Source organism: Flavobacterium sp. TAB 87, assembly GCF_001529295.1.
Taxonomy (GTDB): Bacteria; Bacteroidota; Bacteroidia; order Flavobacteriales; family Flavobacteriaceae; genus Flavobacterium.
Genome location: NZ_LLWK01000037.1, coordinates 191,269 through 207,960 on the forward strand (window position 1 = coordinate 191,269; position 16,692 = coordinate 207,960).

Here is a 16,692-nt window from a genome sequence, read left to right on the forward strand (position 1 = left end):
TACTCTTAGTTTACAACTACCAGCTGCTCAACCTTCAAAATAGTAATTGTTCCTGTTCCAATTGGAAATTCCCAATCAATAACATCACCTTCCGCATATCCAAATAATGCTAAGCCCATTGGAGTCAAAATAGAAATTTTATTTTGTGCCAAATTACTTTTCTCTGGAGCAACCAATTGAAATGTTTTATCAGTTTTAAACGACGTTGTAAAATGCACTGTTGAATTCAAACGAATTACATCTACTGGCATTTTATCCATATCTACGATGCTGGCAGTTTTAAGCTCTTCATTTAATTTATCTAATGATTTTTTTAACGAGCCATCGTGATTGTTTTTTAACATAGAAAGATTACGCATTAATAAATCGTGATCCTTTTTTTCGACAAATAATTTTTTATACTTCATGTCCATTTTTTTTATAGTTCATTTTTATTCATAAGTAAAAACCTTTATAATAATTTTGTAATTATTATAAAGGTTTTCAAGAATTAGAAACAATTTGGTTCTTTATGGAAATATACCTCTTTGTTTGTAAGCTGTTTCGATTCTTGTAATTGCTATTATATATGCGGCCGTTCTCCAATCTATTTGTTTCTCGGCAACCATGCTAGCAACGCTTTTATATACTTGGGTCAATTTCTTCTCCAGTTTATCCATTACCTCTTCTAGAAACCATAATTCACCATTTCGGTTTTGCAACCATTCAAAATAGCTTCCTATTACACCACCTGAATTACATAAAATATCGGGAATAATCGTAATTCCTTTTTCTAAAATGATTTTCTCTCCTTCTACATCTATAGGTCCGTTTGCACCTTCAGCAATTAAGCGAGCTTTAACATTTCCTGCGTTAGCTGCTGTAATTTGATTACCTAAGGCAGCCGGAATGATAATATCACATTCGATTCCGAAAAAATCTTTTGGATTCATCTCTACTGCACCTTCAAATCCTTCAACCGAATCAATACGGTTTTTAGAGTGCTCAAAAAGTGCTTCTGAATCAATTCCTGTTTCATTGAAGATCGTTGCATGCGCATCTTGAACGGCAATTAACTTCGCTCCATCGCTTGTTAAGAAATGGGAAACCCAATATCCTACGTTTCCGTATCCTTGTACAATAAACGTCTTATCTTTTAAACTTTCTCCTTTTCCTTCAAAGAATAATTTAATTGTTAAATATACACCATATCCTGTAGATCTGTTTCTTCCTTCTAAACCTCCTGATCCTACTGGCTTACCGGTAACAACGTGTTGGTTTTTTGAACGCTCTGAACTTGATTTAGTAGACATATATGTATCTGCAATCCAAGCCATTGTTTGCGCATTCGTATTAACGTCTGGTGCAGGTATATCATGTTCTGGTCCGATATTCTCTCCTAACGCATACGTAAATCTTCTTGTAATACGCTCCAATTCACCAATCGAATACTGTCTTGGATCAATTTGAATACCTCCTTTTGCTCCTCCGTAAGGCAAACCTGCCAACGAAGTTTTCCAAGTCATCCACATTGCTAATGCTTTAGCATCTTCTACATCGACAGTTGGGTGGTAACGCAACCCGCCTTTGTATGGTCCTAATGCATTATTGTGTTGAACCCGGTATCCCGTAAAAATCTCAACTTCTCCGTTGTCTTTCTTTACTGGAAAATGAATAATTATTTCATTATTCGCAACAGATAGAATTTTTCGAATATTGGGGTTTAATTCGATCAAATCAGCAGTTTTATTGAACTGTCCAATAACAGTATCAAACATGCTTTTTTTCTTAACTTCTTTAGTAATGCTCATATTTTTTATTGGTAATGTTCACAGAATAGGGTCTCTTGGTCTTGCCAAACACAATTTGATCTTCGGTTACAGTTCATGCAAAGTCCTGCATCTGTAACTACTTCTTTCTTTGCAGCATACGCCTCAAAATTCCACTTGATTGCACTCAATAGCAATGCTTCTTCTTTGTACAAAGAAGAGCCTTTACTTTTTTTCTCTTTTATTGCTTCCATTTAGCTTAGTTTTAAAACTACCATACGAATGTAGACCTCTACCTTTAAAGCAAACTGTATGCCAATCACAAATTTCAATCGATTGAAATTACTAATAACATATAAAACAACTTGTTAACTTTTACGAAAAACAGACAAAAAGAGAATGAACTGAGTAAAAACTCCTCGCAAGGGTAAAAACACCCCAAATTGAATTAGAAGCCCATTACAGCAACTTTTGACGCAGGGTCTTACGGTCAATCTGGAGAATTTCAGCTGCTTTAGTTTTGTTATTATCCACTTGCTGCAAAACTTTCAAAATATAGTCTTTCTCAATAGTCTTTAAGGGCAATAATTCATCATGCTGCAGCGGTTTAGGATAGCGCAAATATTCAGGAATAGTGACGATATCGATTGTTTCTTCACACATAATTAGCATGCGTTGCACCACATTTTCTAATTCTCTAACGTTACCCGGCCAAGAATGGCGTTTTAAAATCTCAAAAACCTGATCTGTAATTGTGACAGTATGTTTGTCGTACTCAACACTATATTTTTTTATAAAAGTCAGTACTAATGGCACAATGTCTTCTTTACGTTCTCGCAACGGTGGTGTTTCAATATTAACTACATTCAGACGGTAAAACAAATCCTCTCTAAAAGAGCCATTTTGCACCATTTTTTGCAAGTCATTATTTGTTGCCGCTATCACACGTAGCGCTAATTTTTGTGGCTTTTGCGACCCAATCATAGTTACTTCTTTCTCTTGTAAGACACGAAGCAATCGAGTTTGAACACTATGCGATGCCGTACCAATTTCATCTAAAAAAATAGTTCCACCATCTGCTGCTTGAAAAAAACCACTTCTTGTTTCTAAAGCACCTGTAAACGCGCCTTTGGCATAACCAAACAATTCTGACTCTAACAAATTTTCTGGAATTGCACCACAATTTACAGCAATAAACGGGTTAGCTGCATATGCGCCTTTGTAATGAATTGCACGAGCCACTAATTCTTTTCCAGTACCACTTTCTCCTTCTATTAAAACGGTAGCTCGGTTATTTTTTACCCGCTCAATTAAATCTACTAAGTAGGTAATTTGCGCCGACTGTCCTACGATCCCCGCATAATTTGCAGCACTACTAGAATCATTTTGCGCAGTTTCTAATTTTTTGTTTTTATGTAAATTAGAAATTAAGTTCTGAACTGCTTTTTTTAATTCGTCGTTCGTAAACGGCTTAACTAAGTAATCTACAGCACCGGCTTTTACAGCATCAAGTGCAGAATCTACTGAAGGAAAACCCGTAATAACCAATTTCTGAATATCTGGAAAATGCTCTTCTACATATTTAATCAATTCCATGCCATTAATTCCCGGCATTTGCAAATCGGTAATTAATAAATCTATTGTACTATTTTTAAGTATATCAATAGCTTCCGACACAGAAGATGCGCGGTACGTATGAAAATTTTGCGCCTTTAAACTGCGTTGCAACAGTTCGAGCATATCAAAATTATCATCTACAATTAATATATTTTCTTTCTTTAATTTCATACAGAAACTTTTAGCGGCAATCGAATTAAAAAAACCGTTCCTCTGGGTTGATTGTCAAAGGTACTAATATCTCCTTGGTGACTTTTTATGATTCCATGCACCACACTCAAACCCAATCCTGAACCTTCACCAATTGGCTTTGTAGTAAAAAAGGGCTCAAATATTTTTGATTTAATAGCTTCGGCAATTCCCGAACCTTCATCACTTATTTCAATAAAAAAATTACACTCATCATCGTAAACTTTTACTTCAATAACTGAATTTTCAGGTGCTACGTAAATTGAATTGATTAAGATATTAAACAACACCTGCGTAAACTGAATCTCATCCACTTGCGCTTCGAGGTTTTGATTGTCAAAAATTAATTTACAATCTACTTTATGTTTTTTAAAATTAAGACCTAATAGCGAGAGCGCTTGAGTAACTACGGGTTTTATTTTTACAAATAATCGATTTTGCGGCATTTCACAAGAGAAAAACATCAATTTCTTAACTACTTCACGCGAATAAACAGCCGATTTAATAATCTTTGCGCTGTCTAATTTAGATTGCGATTCTTTGGTAGAATCCTGAATAAATTCGGCAAAGCCTAATATATTTCCCAAGGGAGTATTAAGTTCATGGGCGATACCAGCAGTAATCTCACCCAGAATTGAAAGTCTGTCAATTCGTTGCGCACTGCTTTTTAGTAATTCTTCCTTTACCTTATTGAGGTGTTTTTCATAAAAAGAACCAATATCTTGCGCAATTTTAAAAAGCAAGATTTGCTCCTCTTCTAAAAAAGAATCTAACGAATATTGTAAAGCGGGGTAATGCATTTTAACTGAACCAATTTCAAAGGAATTGACAGTAATATTTGCTTCTTGAAAAATAGTTTCTGCTGATAAGGAACCAACAAAAATATGCTCGTCGTTTGTTTGCAATTCAACTATTACATCTTCTTCAAATCGCCACGTTTTTTTTAAAACTGCACAAATTGATTCTAATGTCTCATGAATATTGTTCTTGTGTAAAAGTATAATTTCAGAAACCTCGTACAAACAGGTCAATTCCTTGGTACGTTCTCTTAGCTTTTCTTCTACAGATAATGTGGCCATTGTTTTGCAATTTTAGATATTTAAAAAAACGATTTACACAGGTAAAAATCAATAAATAATAATCGATTTTTTATCGTTTCAGTTTTCGCAAAAGTCCGATCAAAAACAAAACGAGTCCAACACCAAGTAAAATATAATAAAAAGAAAGACTTTTATCTTTACTAACATTGGCAGTGACAAAACAAATAATACTTGCGAAATAAAAAACTAACGGAGGTATGTTCTTGAAAGAAGAAAAAGGCATAATGGGAAACTATTATTTAAAAAAACTATCTACAAACTCGTGTTTATTAAAAACCTGTAAATCTTCTATTCCCTCACCAACACCAATGTATTTTACAGGAATTTTGAATTGATCCGAAATACCAATTACCACTCCACCTTTTGCAGTTCCATCTAATTTAGTTACCGCTAATGAAGTCACCTCTGTAGCAGCAGTAAACTGCTTCGCTTGCTCAAAGGCGTTTTGGCCAGTTGAACCATCCAAAACTAATAAAACATCATGAGGTGCGTCGATAACCACTTTTTGCATTACTCGTTTTACTTTGGTCAATTCATTCATTAAATTAATTTTGTTATGCAGACGACCGGCTGTATCTATAATAACTATGTCCGCATTTTGCGCTACTGCCGATTGCAAGGTATCAAACGCGACAGAAGCAGGATCACTCCCCATATCTTGTCTTACAATTGGAACTCCCACGCGATCTGCCCAAATTTGTAGTTGATCTATAGCTGCCGCACGGAAAGTATCGGCCGCACCTAAAACAACGCTATGGCCCGCTTTTTTAAACTGATAAGCTAATTTACCAATCGTAGTTGTTTTACCCACTCCATTTACACCTACCACCATTAAAACATAAGGCTTGTTTTGCACGTTGGGAATGACAAATTCAGTTGCATTACCAGAATTGGTTTCCGACAACAAACCTGCAATTTCTTCTCTTAAAATTTGATTCAGCTCTTCTGTACCAACATATTTATCTTCTGCCACGCGTTTTTCAATACGCTCAATTACTTTAAGGGTAGTATTGACCCCTACATCCGAAGCTACTAGTATTTCTTCTAAATTATCCAGAACCTCATCGTCTACTTTAGACTTTCCTGCAACTGCTTTGGTAAGTTTATTAAGAAACGTAGCCTTTGATTTTTCAAGACCCTTATCCAAAGTCTCCTTTTTTTCAGATGAAAATAATTTTTTAAAAAAACTCATAGTATGGTTCGTATTAATAATGAAGGAAATAACAAAAAGTACTGCTATTTAGTTTCCGACAGTAAATATAAAAATAAAAAAGCTACTTCCGAATGAAAGTAGCTTATCTATATAATGTAATTGTAATTATTTCTTTTTCAAGAATTCATCAACTGCTTCAGGAGCCATAATAGATTCTACGAATGTATATGCCCCAGTTTTAGGAGATTTCACCATTTTGATGGCTTTAGATAATCTCTTAGATGCTGTTTGTAACGATGCTACTGTTTTCTTTGCCATGACGTATTATTTTATTTCTTTATGAACAGTTACACGTTTCAAGACTGGATTAAATTTCTTAATCTCTAATCTGTCTGGAGTGTTTTTTTTGTTCTTAGTTGTTATATATCTTGAAGTTCCTGCAACACCCGAAGTCTTGTGCTCAGTACATTCTAAAATTACCTGGATTCTATTACCTTTCTTTGCCATCTTGCTATATATTTATTTGGAAAAAGATTATTTAATAAATCCTTCTGACTGTGCTTTTTTCAAAACAGCAGAGATTCCATTTTTATTAATTGTTTTTATCGTAGATGCTGCTACTCTAAGAGTAATCCATCTATCTTCTTCTGGAAGATAAAAACGCTTCTTAACTAAGTTTACAGAAAATTTTCTCTTAGTTTTGTTCATAGCGTGAGAAACGTTATTTCCTACCATCGCTCTTTTACCTGTAAGGTCACAAACTCTTGACATTATACTTATCTTTTATCGTTATTCAAAATCAGGGTGCAAAGAAAAGAAAAATAAACGATGTAGCAAAAAAATTAGCACACATTTTTTAAAATTTCTTTCTGTAACATTTCTAAACTCTTGACTACCGCTCTATCAGTCACTTTTTCACGCGGTTGACCAAAATTAAATTCTTCTACAATTACTGCGTTTGGTGTCGCAATTGCGATAAAAATAGTTCCGATTTCTGCAGCAGCATCTCCTTTTGACGGTCCTGCATTTCCTGTCGTTGCAATGGCATAATCAGCATTAAAAAGCGCTTTTACCTTTATTGCCATTTCTGAAGCAACAGCAGCACTTACAACAGAATGTTCTGCAATCAATTTTTCAGAAACATCTAGAACATCAATTTTTGTTTGCGTTGCATAACAAACTAAGCCACCTTTAAAACACAACGAAGCGCCTGGAACCGCAGTAATTGTTGCAGCAATTTTACCTCCTGTACAACTTTCGGCAATTGTTATCGTTTTATTTTGTTCTTTCAACATCTTTAAGACCACCACTTCTAATGTTTCGTCTTCATCAAACCCAACAATAATATCATGAATGATAGCATCCAAACTTTTAATTTGTGTGGCCAATTCATTTTCTAACATTTCTTTATCAGTGCCACGCGCAGACAATCGCAAACGAACGCGTCCTGGACTTGGCAAATAGGCCAATTTGATAAATTCTGGTAAACTATCCTCCCATTCCTCAATTCGCTCTGCAACCAGACTTTCGCCTTGTCCATAAGTCAAAACCGTTTGATGTAAAATATAAGGGCGTTTATATTCTTTTATTACTTTTGGAATGATTTGATGTTCTACTAAATGTTTCATCTCGTAGGGCACTCCAGGCAACGAAATAAACACAGTATTTTCCTTTTTCATCCACATTCCAGGCGCAGTACCCACTTGATTAAAAAGAACCGTGCATTTTGAAGGGACCAAAGCTTGATCTTTATTAATTTGCGTAATTGGTCGTTTAAAATAACCCTCAATTAATTCGGTCACATGCGCTAAAACTAGTTCATCGACAACCAACTCATCATCAAAATAATCGCAAAAGGTTTTTTTAGTAACATCGTCTTTGGTTGGCCCTAAACCGCCCGTTACAATCACCAAATCTACTCTATTTTGCAACTGTCCAAAAGTATCTAGAATTTGTTTTTTATCGTCACTGATCGAAAGCATTTCGTGAACTTCCACTCCAATTTTATCTAGAGATTTGGCTATAAAACCTGAATTGGTATCTACAATTTGTCCAATTAAAATTTCATCTCCAATTGTAATAATCGCTGCCTTCATATATTTAATACTTTTGTTTTTATACAAAATTACAATTAGTTTATTCTTTACGACACTTGTTTCTACTAAATAATAAAGCATTCTCTATAAATTAAAAATAATTTACAAAGAATGCTTTTACAAAATTTAAATTAGTAATCTAAAAACTACTTTAATCTAAATCAAAATCTTTTTTAATTTCTTTTATAGCGTCTTTTACTTGTGTTTTTACACTCTTAAAAGTCTCTATAATATCTTTCTTTTTTCCTTCCGATTTTGTCCAAGCTTCCACTTGCAAAATTTCTTCAAATGCTACATTTAAACCCATTAAATCCAAAGTAGGTTTGATTTTGTGGGCGTACGCGTAAGCATGTTTGTAATCTTTCTTTTTAATTCCTTCTTTAACTTGTTTTAAGTCCTCTGGAACTTCGGTAACAAATAAGCTTAAAATCTGTTTTACAAATTCTGGATCGTTATCTGAAAGTGCGTACACTTTGGAAAGGTTGTATTTTAAAGCCATTATTTTACTTGAATTCGAAATAATTTATGTCCATCTAAAAATCCTTCTAAAACATCATTGGGTTTTACCGCAGCAACACCTTCTGGCGTCCCTGTAAAAATGATATCGCCAATTTTAAGCGTAAAATATTGAGAAACGTACGAAATCAATTCGTCTACCTTCCACAACATCAAATCGGTATTGCCTTTTTGAACCGTTTTAGAATTATTAGTCAATTCAAATGTAATATTTTCTAGTGAACTAAATTGTGACTTAGGTAAAAAATCACCGAGCACTGCCGAGCCATCAAAGGCTTTTGCTTTCTCCCACGGCAATCCTTTTTCTTTTAATTTAGATTGTAAATCCCTGGCTGTAAAGTCAATACCCACACTAATTTCATCATAATACTTATGCGCAAATTTTGGCTCAATGTACTTTCCTACCTTATTAATTTTAACAATTAACTCGATTTCGTGATGAATATCGTCAGAAAATTCGGGAATCACAAAAGGATGCTGCTTTAACAAAACGGCAGAATCAGGCTTCATAAAAATCACAGGTTCTGTCGGACGTTCATTTTTGAGCTCCGCGATGTGATTTGCGTAGTTGCGACCAATACAAATAATTTTCATTTCTTTTAAAGTTGCTAAGTTACCAAGCACTTAAGCTACTAAGACAAAAAGTAAAAAAACTTAAAGACTTAGCAGCTTAGCGTCTTAAAAACTTATTTCGTATTTAATTTTCTGAGCTTAATGGCCGTTAACACTTTCTTGGTATACAGCGGAAAATCAGCATTTTGAATCCAACTGAAATATCCTGGCTCTGACTCTAAAATAGCATCTACTTTTTTACCTTTGTGCTTACCGAAAGTAAAGATTTCTTGATCGTCTTTATCAAAAGCAATCATTCCAGCAAAATCGGCTATTTTCTTTCGCGTAGTAAATTCAGAAAGCGATTTCATATCATTTTCCAACTCGGGATAACGATCCAACTGCGCTTTTAAAATTTCGTAGGTTGCCATAGTATCTGCTTCCGCAGAATGTGCATTTTCTAAACTTTGACCGCAGTAAAACTTATAGGCCGCACTTAAGGTTCTCTCTTCCATTTTATGAAAAACAGTTTGTACGTCTACCGAAACTTTATTTTTCATGTCAAAATCAACTCCTGCACGCAATAATTCTTCTGCCAATAACGGAATGTCAAATCGATCAGAATTAAAACCAGCCAAATCACTGTCTTTGATCATATTGTAGACTTGCGGAGCCAATTCTATAAAAGTGGGTTCATTGGCAATTTTTTCATTTGTTATTCCATGAACTGCCGTTGTTTGTGCGGGAATTGGAATAGTCGGATTAACCAACCACGTTTTACTTTCTTTATTTCCGTTTGGAAAAACTTTAAATATTGAAATTTCCACTATTCTATCTTTTCCGATATCAATTCCTGTCGTTTCTAGATCGAAAAAGCAAATTGGTTTGCTGAGTTTGAGTTCCATTTACAAATTTTATTAAGAATACAAATGTAATTTTTAAAGCCGAAAAAACACAATTGAAATGTTATAAACCACTTAATTTAACTTGTAGAAGAAAATAAATTTTTAATTCAACTATTTAACTGTGCCAGTCGATAGTTCAAAGAAAGTTTTGTAAGCTTTAGTGTTTAAAAAAGCTAGTTAATTTTATGTATGAGTTATTGTAATCAAAATTCTAATTCCGAAAAGCAGTACTATAAACAAATTATATTGTCATCCCGACGAAAGAGAATTCCTAACCATCAAATCGGAAATGCAAAAAATGTCAAAAACTGAAATTACTACTCTAATTGCTTTAAAAGCTATGCAATTGCTTTATTTTACTTTTTACACAAAATGAAAAATCCGAATTGTTTTTTAAAACAATTCGGATTTTCTATAGTACTTCTACATCTATTAAAAATCGCTATTCGGATCAAATGCTTCCAAATATTCGGCTACACGTTTTACAAAACTCCCACCTAATGCTCCATCTACGACACGATGATCGTAACTGTGTGTTAAGAACATTTTTTGACGAATTCCGATAAAATCTCCGTCTGGAGTTTCAATCACTGCAGGAACTTTACGAATCGCACCTAAAGCTAGAATTCCCACTTGTGGTTGATTGATAATTGGAGTACCAAATACACTACCGAAAGAACCAATATTTGTTACAGTATAGGTACCACCTTGCGTGTCATCTGGCTTTAATTTTCCTGCTTTGGCACGATTACCAAGATCATTTACTGCTTTTGCCATTCCAACCAAATTGAGTTGATCTGCGTTTTTAATAACAGGAACAATTAAATTACCGTTGGGAAGGGCCGCTGCCATTCCGATATTTATATTTTTCTTTTTGATAATATAATCCCCATCTACCGAAATATTCATACCGGGGTAATCTTTCAGTGCTTTCGCCACAGCTTCCATAAAAATTGGCGTGTAGGTCAATTTCTCATTTTCACGTTTCTCAAAAGGCCCTTTAACTTTTTCTCTCCATTTTACAATGTTCGTCACATCTACTTCAATGAACGACTGCACATGTGCAGAAGTTTGCAAAGAAGCTGTCATGTAACCAGAAATTAACTTGCGCATGCGATCCATCTCTACTACCTCATCACCACCGTTTACCGATGTTGGAACTGCTTTTGCAACAGGGGACTGCACTGGCGTAACTGGTTTCGCTGCAGGAATAGTAGTTTTTATGGACTTTTTACTTTCAACATATTTTAAAATATCGTCTTTAGTTACTCGACTATCTTTTCCTGTTCCTTGAATATTCTCTAATTCAGTTACAGTAATTCCTTCTTCTTTGGCAATATTTTTTACTAAAGGTGAAAAGAATTTATCTGACCCAGACACATCCAATGGTGCAGCAATACGATCTTGTACTTTAGCGACGTTTTCTTCTAATTCTGCTACTTCGGCTGGTTCATTTTTGATCTTTGTTTCCACTTTTGCAACAACGCCATCTTCTCCATCCGTTTCAATAATAGCAATAGTCTGTCCTACTTGAATTAAATCATCTTTACCAAACAACTGCTCCAATAAAACTCCCGAAACATCACTCGGAACTTCACTATCTACTTTATCGGTAGCAATTTCTAGAACGACCTCATCTATTTCGATTCTGTCACCGACTGCTTTTAACCAATTGGTTATTGTCGCTTCGGCCACACTTTCTCCCATTGATGGAAGTTTTAATTCATACTTTGCCATATTATTAACTTAAGAGATGATTTTGGATTTAATATTGCGAAATTACTCAAAATTTTATATATAAATTATACTAAATATAATTATTTTGAAATTTTACCACTTCCCCTCGACCAGAATTCGAATTGCTTCCTATTAAAAATTTGCTGCTTTTTGGTAAAATTTTGAAGGTATATTGTTTATTGTGCATCGATTCTATGATATTGATACATTTTTTAAAACTTAAGTAGTGATTATCTAATAGAAACTCTACTCTTTTCCCTCTAAATTTTAGCTGCAAATTTACCGCTTTTTCCTTTTTTAACTCACAAATCAGAACTTTATTTTGAAAAACAAGTTCTAACTGTCCCGATAAATTTTGGTTATTGGAGTACAAAACATACTTATCAGGAAATTTCGACGGTTGCATGTTTATATTCAATCTCTTAAAAAGTGCAAAAAACAAAATTCCCACTTGCACTAAAATTGTAAATAAAAACGGAACTTTAAAATGCTTTTTGTAAAAGTAAGTCATTGCCTCTTGAAAACGCAACATATAATTCGCGTCTTTTGTGGTGCTTTCCCCTTTATAATGAAGTACTGATGTGTCTGCAAAATAATAATTTGACTTCCCTAAAAGTAACGATCGGTATGACAAATCAATATCGTCAGCATACATGAAACAGTTCTCATCAAAACCTTCTAGTTCACTATAAATTTCTCGTTGTAAAACCATAAAAGCACCGACTAAAATAGCTACTTCACCTGACTGTTCTTTAGATAAATGTTGCGCGTAATATTGATTGAATGCCTTTGAATTCGGGAACAATTTGTACAAAGCTGACATTTTAGTAAATGCCACCCAAGGGGTTGGAATGCCCCGTTTACTTTCAGGTAAAAAAGCACCTGTTCCATCTATTAGTTTGCATCCAACAATACCTAGATTTTGTTTTTCTTCGGCGAAAGCCAACACTTTTAAAAAAGTATCTTCGGAAACGACCGTGTCTGGATTTAAAATACAAATATATTTTCCTTGTGCTGCAGAAACACCTATATTATTCCCTTTTGGAAAACCGTAATTTTCGGTATTTTGAATGAGTTTTATATGAGGAAATCGTTGTTGCATCATCACACAACTTCCGTCTGAAGAATTGTTATCAACTACAATTATCTCTCCATCAATATTTTCGAGTGCTTTTTGAACACTACAAATACATTGTTCCAGAAAATATCGAACATTATAATTGAGAATAACAACTGATAATTGCATGTATAAATTCTAAAAGTCGAAAGTTAGAAATTTTCGGACAGACCCAAACGAAATGAGTAATCATTTTTACTTATTCCGAAATCTAATCCCACATTTGTATTGCTTCGTTTGTTCCATTTGATTCTCAATCCTGTTCCAACTCCCGGATTCCACTGTGAAAAATAGTAGGTGTTCAATTTTGAGACCGATGATACATTGGCAAAAAATACAGCTCCTAAAAAGCCATTTCTCGAAATATCTGTACGGTATTCTCCCTCAAAATACAATAACGAATTACTTCTAAAACGGTTTCGAGTAAAGCCTCGACCCGTTCGTCCATCTCGGTCCCATCCGATGCTTGGCAAATCTAAATAATGTGGATTTCCTGCAAATGTCGCCCAATAGAAAGCACGATATGCCAGTACTTTGTGACTTCTTTCACTAAACGAATGGTATTTTCGTGCGTCGAGATAAACAGATTGCCAGCCTTTTTTATCCACTCCTCCGTTGGTATTTACGCGATAATCTATTTCTAAATAATGGCCCTGAGTCGGATTAATCGAACTTTGGCGCGTATCTGATAAAATCTGTGCGGCTAAACCTAAAGAATTTACATCATCGTAATTTCCATTCATATAAATATCATAATCAGTTGGTGATTCAATTTCAGACTCTTCAGAAATATTTTGATAATTATCGATTAAAATACCGCCTCCCAAACGAAAACTTTTATAGATCTTTTTGGTAGCAAATTGGTAAAAACGCCATTGTTTGTAATTTAGCGTTGACATTTCTTTGTCGGAAGTGTGAGTTCCTAAACCGTAAGTGGGTTGTGGATATATCAAAAAACGATAATCTCCAATGAAGCTGTACTTATTTTCTTTGGTATAAATATACGATCGAATAGGAAAAACGTATTGATTAGAAAAACTAAAATAAGGCGCAAAAGTGACTTGCGACATTTTTGTTTTCTCATGGTCTTCGCCCAGATAAAACGAAGTCATTAAAGAAACTACTAAACCTGTATTGGCAGTTGCATCTACTGGAACTGGCAAAAATGAATAGGCAACTTTTTTGTTATTTAATTTAGTGGTGTCTTGTTTGTGAAAAAGCTCTCGTAAAATATCCGTTATATCACGGCTATTTACCACCAAAGAATCAATCTTTTGAGCTTGTGCAAAGGCAGTTGCAAAAAAAAGTACTATCGAAATTTTTGAAATAGATTGTTTCATTTTCTTGTCTGTATTTTGTAACAGTTACAAAAATAGAAGTATTATTTGATGTTAATTAGTACTAAAAAATTAAAATGTTATATAATTCAAATCACAATTCGTATCATTTATTTTACTGAAAGATTATTTCCCAGAGAAGCATTATATTTGATTTTCATTTATTAGCGTTTACAATTTATTATGAAATCTAAACCGTACCATTGTCTAGCCCTTATTATGCTGTTGTTTTACGGATGCGGTGCCAAACAAACTGCTAGCACAACTAAACCAATTGACTTAGTTATTCAAAATAGCTGGTTTGTCGCTGGACCAACACTAGAAAATCAAGAAAACATAAATCTGATACGCGTAAAAAAGAAAGTTATTAACGTTACTGCCAATAGTAATCCTGTGGGAGAAATTGAGTTGAATGTGATGGTTACTCCTTCGTCTTCTAATGACGGAAAACCCACTAATTTGCCAGATAGTTCAAATTACTTGAGCATTACTTATCAATCTTCACAAGAAATAAAATTACAGGCTCGCGAAGGAAATACTGAAGGAACAGGTTGCGTTCATGGTGGTTCTCATCCAAGAGTGAATTTGCCTGCTTCACCAAAATTTTTTTCGACTATACAAATTAAGTGGTCTGATTTTAAACAAGATGAGCTACCAAATGGCAAGCGTTTGGACATTCATAATATTTGTAAACTCAACTTTGTTAATTATCACCCGATTGCTGGAGCAACACTTCAAATAAGATCAATAACCATTGAAAACTTCAACTAAAAACATGAAAATTAAAAACTCTTTATTCCTCCTCTTTGCTCTTTTAAGTATTCAAATAGGCTTTGCTCAGCACAAAATTTCGATTGATGGTGTTTGGAAAGATGATAATGCTGCTGTTAGTAATGCGGTAGCTATTTTTTCTGAACAGGACAACAATCAAGTTGTCTTTGCTCATTATTTGGAGTGGAACGATCAAAAATTTATCGAAAACGGAATCGGTATTCGAGATGGAAACACCATTACGTACACTGTAAAAGTCACCACACCAATTGAAGGCTGGGCAACAGAAGGTATTCATACTTTGGTTATTTCTTCAGATGGTAAACGTTTAGAAGGAACATATTCTGACAATAAAAATAGAAGTGGCGCAATTACTTTTATCAAAGTGAACTAAACGAAGATAAATTCAAAGTCCAAAATCTACTATCACAAATTGAATTTTATAAAATCATAGTGCTCTAAAAATAAAAAATGCCACAGATTACGTTGATTTTCTCTAATCGAAATCACTGTAATCTATGGCAAAATAGAATTTTTAAAAGATAGTATTTACTCACTTAACACCAATTGCTCAATTAAATCTGTAAGCGCTAGGTGTAAATTTCAGCCCTATCGCATTTTTTTTTATAAATGCAATTGTATTTTGTAGCGGTTAAAGACTTTCATAACCAGCAACATAATGGCAGAGAATACTAATGCCCATATTATTCCGGGAGTTCCTTCCGTCATGTAGTCAGGCAAAATATGAATTCCGAATGTGAGATTAAAATAATAAATAATTCCAGGTAAAATATAAATCAACAAAGGATTTGCTGCTGCGGGCATGAAAAAGGCACTCCATTTTGTTTCCTTCTTAATTTCCATTATCCAATACAACACATAGAAAAGTGTGGTGCAAATGGCCGCACAGTACAAAATCCACGACGGCGTTCCTTTAATTTTAGAAATTCCGTAATATGGTCTCAGCATAAAACCGAGCACTAAAAAGAAGACGATAAAGCCAATAACTGGCCAATTTACTTTGGTCGTAATTTTTTCTTCAAAAAACAATAGGGAGATAATAGTTCCAGATAGCACTAAACTCGCTAAACCTAAATTTCCTGACACAAATCTAAAAATGGCATTTTCATTTATCGCTAATCCTGCGGTGGAACTGATTACGGTTGCAACAATACACAACATGAGTAAAGCAATTAGCACTTTCAAATCTCCATTTACTATCCAGTACAAAACCACGCTAAACAAATACGCCCAACCAATAAGTCCTAGAATTCCCCACCACTTTGGCGTCATTCCCACTACTCCTGTATCCTGAACATATAAAAAGTACAAAGCAATTAATATAGCTATTGCTCCATATTGCAAACAATATTTTGCCCAGAGTGGAAAAGTTTTGGGATATTTATTCCAAAGAGGAATGGGCATTGAATACGCTAATAATCCCCAGAAAGCGGGCGTAATTAACATTTTTGAAGCATCATAACCATATTCGGAGTTGACCATATAAAGTCCCATAACTATAAGTGCTAGAGAACGCTTTAAGGTGTGTTTCCAAATGACGGTCGGCGAATCCTTTTTAAGTAATCTTGCATTAAACGCAAACGGAATCGACATTCCTACAATAAATAAAAAGGCAGGAAAAACAACATCTACAAAAGTCATCGCATCCGCATCGGCTGGCATGTGCTTCATCCATTGGGGCACATTTTTAATACTAGCCAACTCATTCACGAAAATCATAATAAAAATAGTGATTCCGCGAAACGCATCTATAGAAATAATACGCTGATTGTAGAGATTTTCTTTAATTTTCATAATTTCAAAATAGGTTTTTTTGGTAAAGTTAGATTTACA

Annotated in this window: 19 protein-coding genes; 2 read left to right on the forward strand and 17 right to left on the reverse strand. The window is 34.3% G+C overall.

Features of this window, described 5'->3' with window-relative positions:
- Window positions 1-5: 5 nt before the first annotated feature.
- The 16 genes from AP058_RS10090 to AP058_RS10165 all read right to left on the reverse strand — a co-directional run bounded on the left by AP058_RS10090 (window position 6) and on the right by AP058_RS10165 (window position 14,070).
- Entirely contained in the window at window positions 6-407 is a 402-nt protein-coding gene (locus AP058_RS10090) for a GreA/GreB family elongation factor (protein ID WP_066311103.1), read from the reverse strand.
- A gap of 102 nt (window positions 408-509) precedes the next feature.
- Window positions 510-1,790, reverse strand: a complete 1,281-nt coding sequence (locus AP058_RS10095; protein ID WP_066310041.1) for a Glu/Leu/Phe/Val dehydrogenase — start codon at window positions 1,788-1,790, stop codon at window positions 510-512.
- A 5-nt stretch (window positions 1,791-1,795) separates the two neighbouring features.
- Window positions 1,796-2,002, reverse strand: a complete 207-nt coding sequence (locus tag AP058_RS10100) for a hypothetical protein (RefSeq protein ID WP_066310043.1) — start codon at window positions 2,000-2,002, stop codon at window positions 1,796-1,798.
- Window positions 2,003-2,207: 205 nt separating this feature from the next.
- Window positions 2,208-3,536 (reverse strand): sigma-54 dependent transcriptional regulator, encoded by a 1,329-nt coding sequence (locus AP058_RS10105; protein WP_066310045.1) that lies wholly within the window; start codon window positions 3,534-3,536, stop codon window positions 2,208-2,210.
- The gene (locus AP058_RS10110) at window positions 3,533-4,633 is read right to left on the reverse strand and encodes a sensor histidine kinase (RefSeq protein WP_066310046.1); all 1,101 of its coding nucleotides are present in this window, start codon (window positions 4,631-4,633) and stop codon (window positions 3,533-3,535) included. Before AP058_RS10110 ends, AP058_RS10105 begins: the two co-directional genes overlap by 4 nt.
- Window positions 4,634-4,889: 256 nt before the next feature.
- Window positions 4,890-5,846 (reverse strand): signal recognition particle-docking protein FtsY, encoded by a 957-nt coding sequence (ftsY, locus tag AP058_RS10115; protein WP_066310048.1) that lies wholly within the window; start codon window positions 5,844-5,846, stop codon window positions 4,890-4,892.
- Window positions 5,847-5,972: 126 nt separating this feature from the next.
- On the reverse strand, window positions 5,973-6,125 hold the full coding sequence (locus AP058_RS10120) for a DUF4295 domain-containing protein (protein WP_066310049.1): 153 nt from the start codon (window positions 6,123-6,125) through the stop codon (window positions 5,973-5,975).
- Between the two features lie 6 nt (window positions 6,126-6,131).
- Window positions 6,132-6,314 (reverse strand): 50S ribosomal protein L33, encoded by a 183-nt coding sequence (gene rpmG, locus AP058_RS10125; RefSeq protein WP_016988713.1) that lies wholly within the window; start codon window positions 6,312-6,314, stop codon window positions 6,132-6,134.
- 27 nt (window positions 6,315-6,341) lie between these two features.
- Window positions 6,342-6,578 carry a 50S ribosomal protein L28 gene (rpmB, locus tag AP058_RS10130; RefSeq protein WP_007805815.1) on the reverse strand — a complete coding sequence of 79 codons (237 nt, stop codon included), beginning with the start codon at window positions 6,576-6,578 and terminating at the stop codon, window positions 6,342-6,344.
- 71 nt (window positions 6,579-6,649) lie between these two features.
- Window positions 6,650-7,903: a CinA family nicotinamide mononucleotide deamidase-related protein gene (locus tag AP058_RS10135; RefSeq protein ID WP_066311104.1), complete on the reverse strand. Its 1,254-nt coding sequence runs from the start codon at window positions 7,901-7,903 to the stop codon at window positions 6,650-6,652.
- A 151-nt stretch (window positions 7,904-8,054) separates the two neighbouring features.
- Window positions 8,055-8,402: an Hpt domain-containing protein gene (locus AP058_RS10140; protein ID WP_066310052.1), complete on the reverse strand. Its 348-nt coding sequence runs from the start codon at window positions 8,400-8,402 to the stop codon at window positions 8,055-8,057.
- Window positions 8,402-9,013 (reverse strand): fumarylacetoacetate hydrolase family protein, encoded by a 612-nt coding sequence (locus tag AP058_RS10145; protein WP_066311106.1) that lies wholly within the window; start codon window positions 9,011-9,013, stop codon window positions 8,402-8,404. The genes AP058_RS10140 and AP058_RS10145 overlap by 1 nt, the downstream gene beginning before the upstream one ends.
- Before the next feature lie 92 nt (window positions 9,014-9,105).
- Entirely contained in the window at window positions 9,106-9,876 is a 771-nt protein-coding gene (locus tag AP058_RS10150; protein WP_066310053.1) for a 3'-5' exonuclease, read from the reverse strand.
- A 432-nt stretch (window positions 9,877-10,308) separates the two neighbouring features.
- Entirely contained in the window at window positions 10,309-11,613 is a 1,305-nt protein-coding gene (locus AP058_RS10155; protein WP_066310054.1) for a dihydrolipoamide acetyltransferase family protein, read from the reverse strand.
- Between the two features lie 70 nt (window positions 11,614-11,683).
- Entirely contained in the window at window positions 11,684-12,859 is a 1,176-nt protein-coding gene (locus AP058_RS10160; protein ID WP_066310056.1) for a glycosyltransferase family 2 protein, read from the reverse strand.
- Between the two features lie 23 nt (window positions 12,860-12,882).
- On the reverse strand, window positions 12,883-14,070 hold the full coding sequence (locus tag AP058_RS10165; protein ID WP_231739634.1) for a hypothetical protein: 1,188 nt from the start codon (window positions 14,068-14,070) through the stop codon (window positions 12,883-12,885).
- Between the two features lie 180 nt (window positions 14,071-14,250).
- Here AP058_RS10165 and AP058_RS10170 point away from each other — a divergent pair, with 180 nt between their 5' ends.
- Together AP058_RS10170 and AP058_RS10175 are read left to right on the forward strand one after the other, a co-directional pair.
- Entirely contained in the window at window positions 14,251-14,838 is a 588-nt protein-coding gene (locus tag AP058_RS10170) for a hypothetical protein (protein WP_066310058.1), read from the forward strand.
- Window positions 14,839-14,842: 4 nt separating this feature from the next.
- Window positions 14,843-15,232, forward strand: coding sequence for a hypothetical protein (locus tag AP058_RS10175; protein ID WP_157492687.1), 390 nt, complete (start codon window positions 14,843-14,845; stop codon window positions 15,230-15,232).
- 230 nt (window positions 15,233-15,462) lie between these two features.
- Here AP058_RS10175 and AP058_RS10180 read toward each other — a convergent pair whose 3' ends face one another.
- On the reverse strand, window positions 15,463-16,653 hold the full coding sequence (locus AP058_RS10180; RefSeq protein ID WP_066310063.1) for a DUF5009 domain-containing protein: 1,191 nt from the start codon (window positions 16,651-16,653) through the stop codon (window positions 15,463-15,465).
- Between the last annotated feature and the right edge of the window lie 39 nt (window positions 16,654-16,692).

Excerpts from the sequence above, each read along its gene's own strand:
- AP058_RS10090 (WP_066311103.1), bottom strand. The coding sequence starts at position 407 with ATGAAGTATAAAAAATTATTTGTCGAAAAAAAGGATCACGATTTATTA.
- AP058_RS10095 (WP_066310041.1), bottom strand. The coding sequence starts at position 1,790 with ATGAGCATTACTAAAGAAGTTAAGAAAAAAAGCATGTTTGATACTGTT.
- AP058_RS10100 (WP_066310043.1), bottom strand. The coding sequence starts at position 2,002 with ATGGAAGCAATAAAAGAGAAAAAAAGTAAAGGCTCTTCTTTGTACAAA.
- AP058_RS10105 (WP_066310045.1), bottom strand. The coding sequence starts at position 3,536 with ATGAAATTAAAGAAAGAAAATATATTAATTGTAGATGATAATTTTGAT.
- AP058_RS10110 (WP_066310046.1), bottom strand. The coding sequence starts at position 4,633 with ATGGCCACATTATCTGTAGAAGAAAAGCTAAGAGAACGTACCAAGGAA.
- ftsY (WP_066310048.1), bottom strand. The coding sequence starts at position 5,846 with ATGAGTTTTTTTAAAAAATTATTTTCATCTGAAAAAAAGGAGACTTTG.
- AP058_RS10120 (WP_066310049.1), bottom strand. The coding sequence starts at position 6,125 with ATGGCAAAGAAAACAGTAGCATCGTTACAAACAGCATCTAAGAGATTA.
- rpmG (WP_016988713.1), bottom strand. The coding sequence starts at position 6,314 with ATGGCAAAGAAAGGTAATAGAATCCAGGTAATTTTAGAATGTACTGAG.
- rpmB (WP_007805815.1), bottom strand. The coding sequence starts at position 6,578 with ATGTCAAGAGTTTGTGACCTTACAGGTAAAAGAGCGATGGTAGGAAAT.
- AP058_RS10135 (WP_066311104.1), bottom strand. The coding sequence starts at position 7,903 with ATGAAGGCAGCGATTATTACAATTGGAGATGAAATTTTAATTGGACAA.
- AP058_RS10140 (WP_066310052.1), bottom strand. The coding sequence starts at position 8,402 with ATGGCTTTAAAATACAACCTTTCCAAAGTGTACGCACTTTCAGATAAC.
- AP058_RS10145 (WP_066311106.1), bottom strand. The coding sequence starts at position 9,013 with ATGAAAATTATTTGTATTGGTCGCAACTACGCAAATCACATCGCGGAG.
- AP058_RS10150 (WP_066310053.1), bottom strand. The coding sequence starts at position 9,876 with ATGGAACTCAAACTCAGCAAACCAATTTGCTTTTTCGATCTAGAAACG.
- AP058_RS10155 (WP_066310054.1), bottom strand. The coding sequence starts at position 11,613 with ATGGCAAAGTATGAATTAAAACTTCCATCAATGGGAGAAAGTGTGGCC.
- AP058_RS10160 (WP_066310056.1), bottom strand. The coding sequence starts at position 12,859 with ATGCAATTATCAGTTGTTATTCTCAATTATAATGTTCGATATTTTCTG.
- AP058_RS10165 (WP_231739634.1), bottom strand. The coding sequence starts at position 14,070 with ATGAAACAATCTATTTCAAAAATTTCGATAGTACTTTTTTTTGCAACT.
- AP058_RS10170 (WP_066310058.1), top strand. The coding sequence starts at position 14,251 with ATGAAATCTAAACCGTACCATTGTCTAGCCCTTATTATGCTGTTGTTT.
- AP058_RS10175 (WP_157492687.1), top strand. The coding sequence starts at position 14,843 with ATGAAAATTAAAAACTCTTTATTCCTCCTCTTTGCTCTTTTAAGTATT.
- AP058_RS10180 (WP_066310063.1), bottom strand. The coding sequence starts at position 16,653 with ATGAAAATTAAAGAAAATCTCTACAATCAGCGTATTATTTCTATAGAT.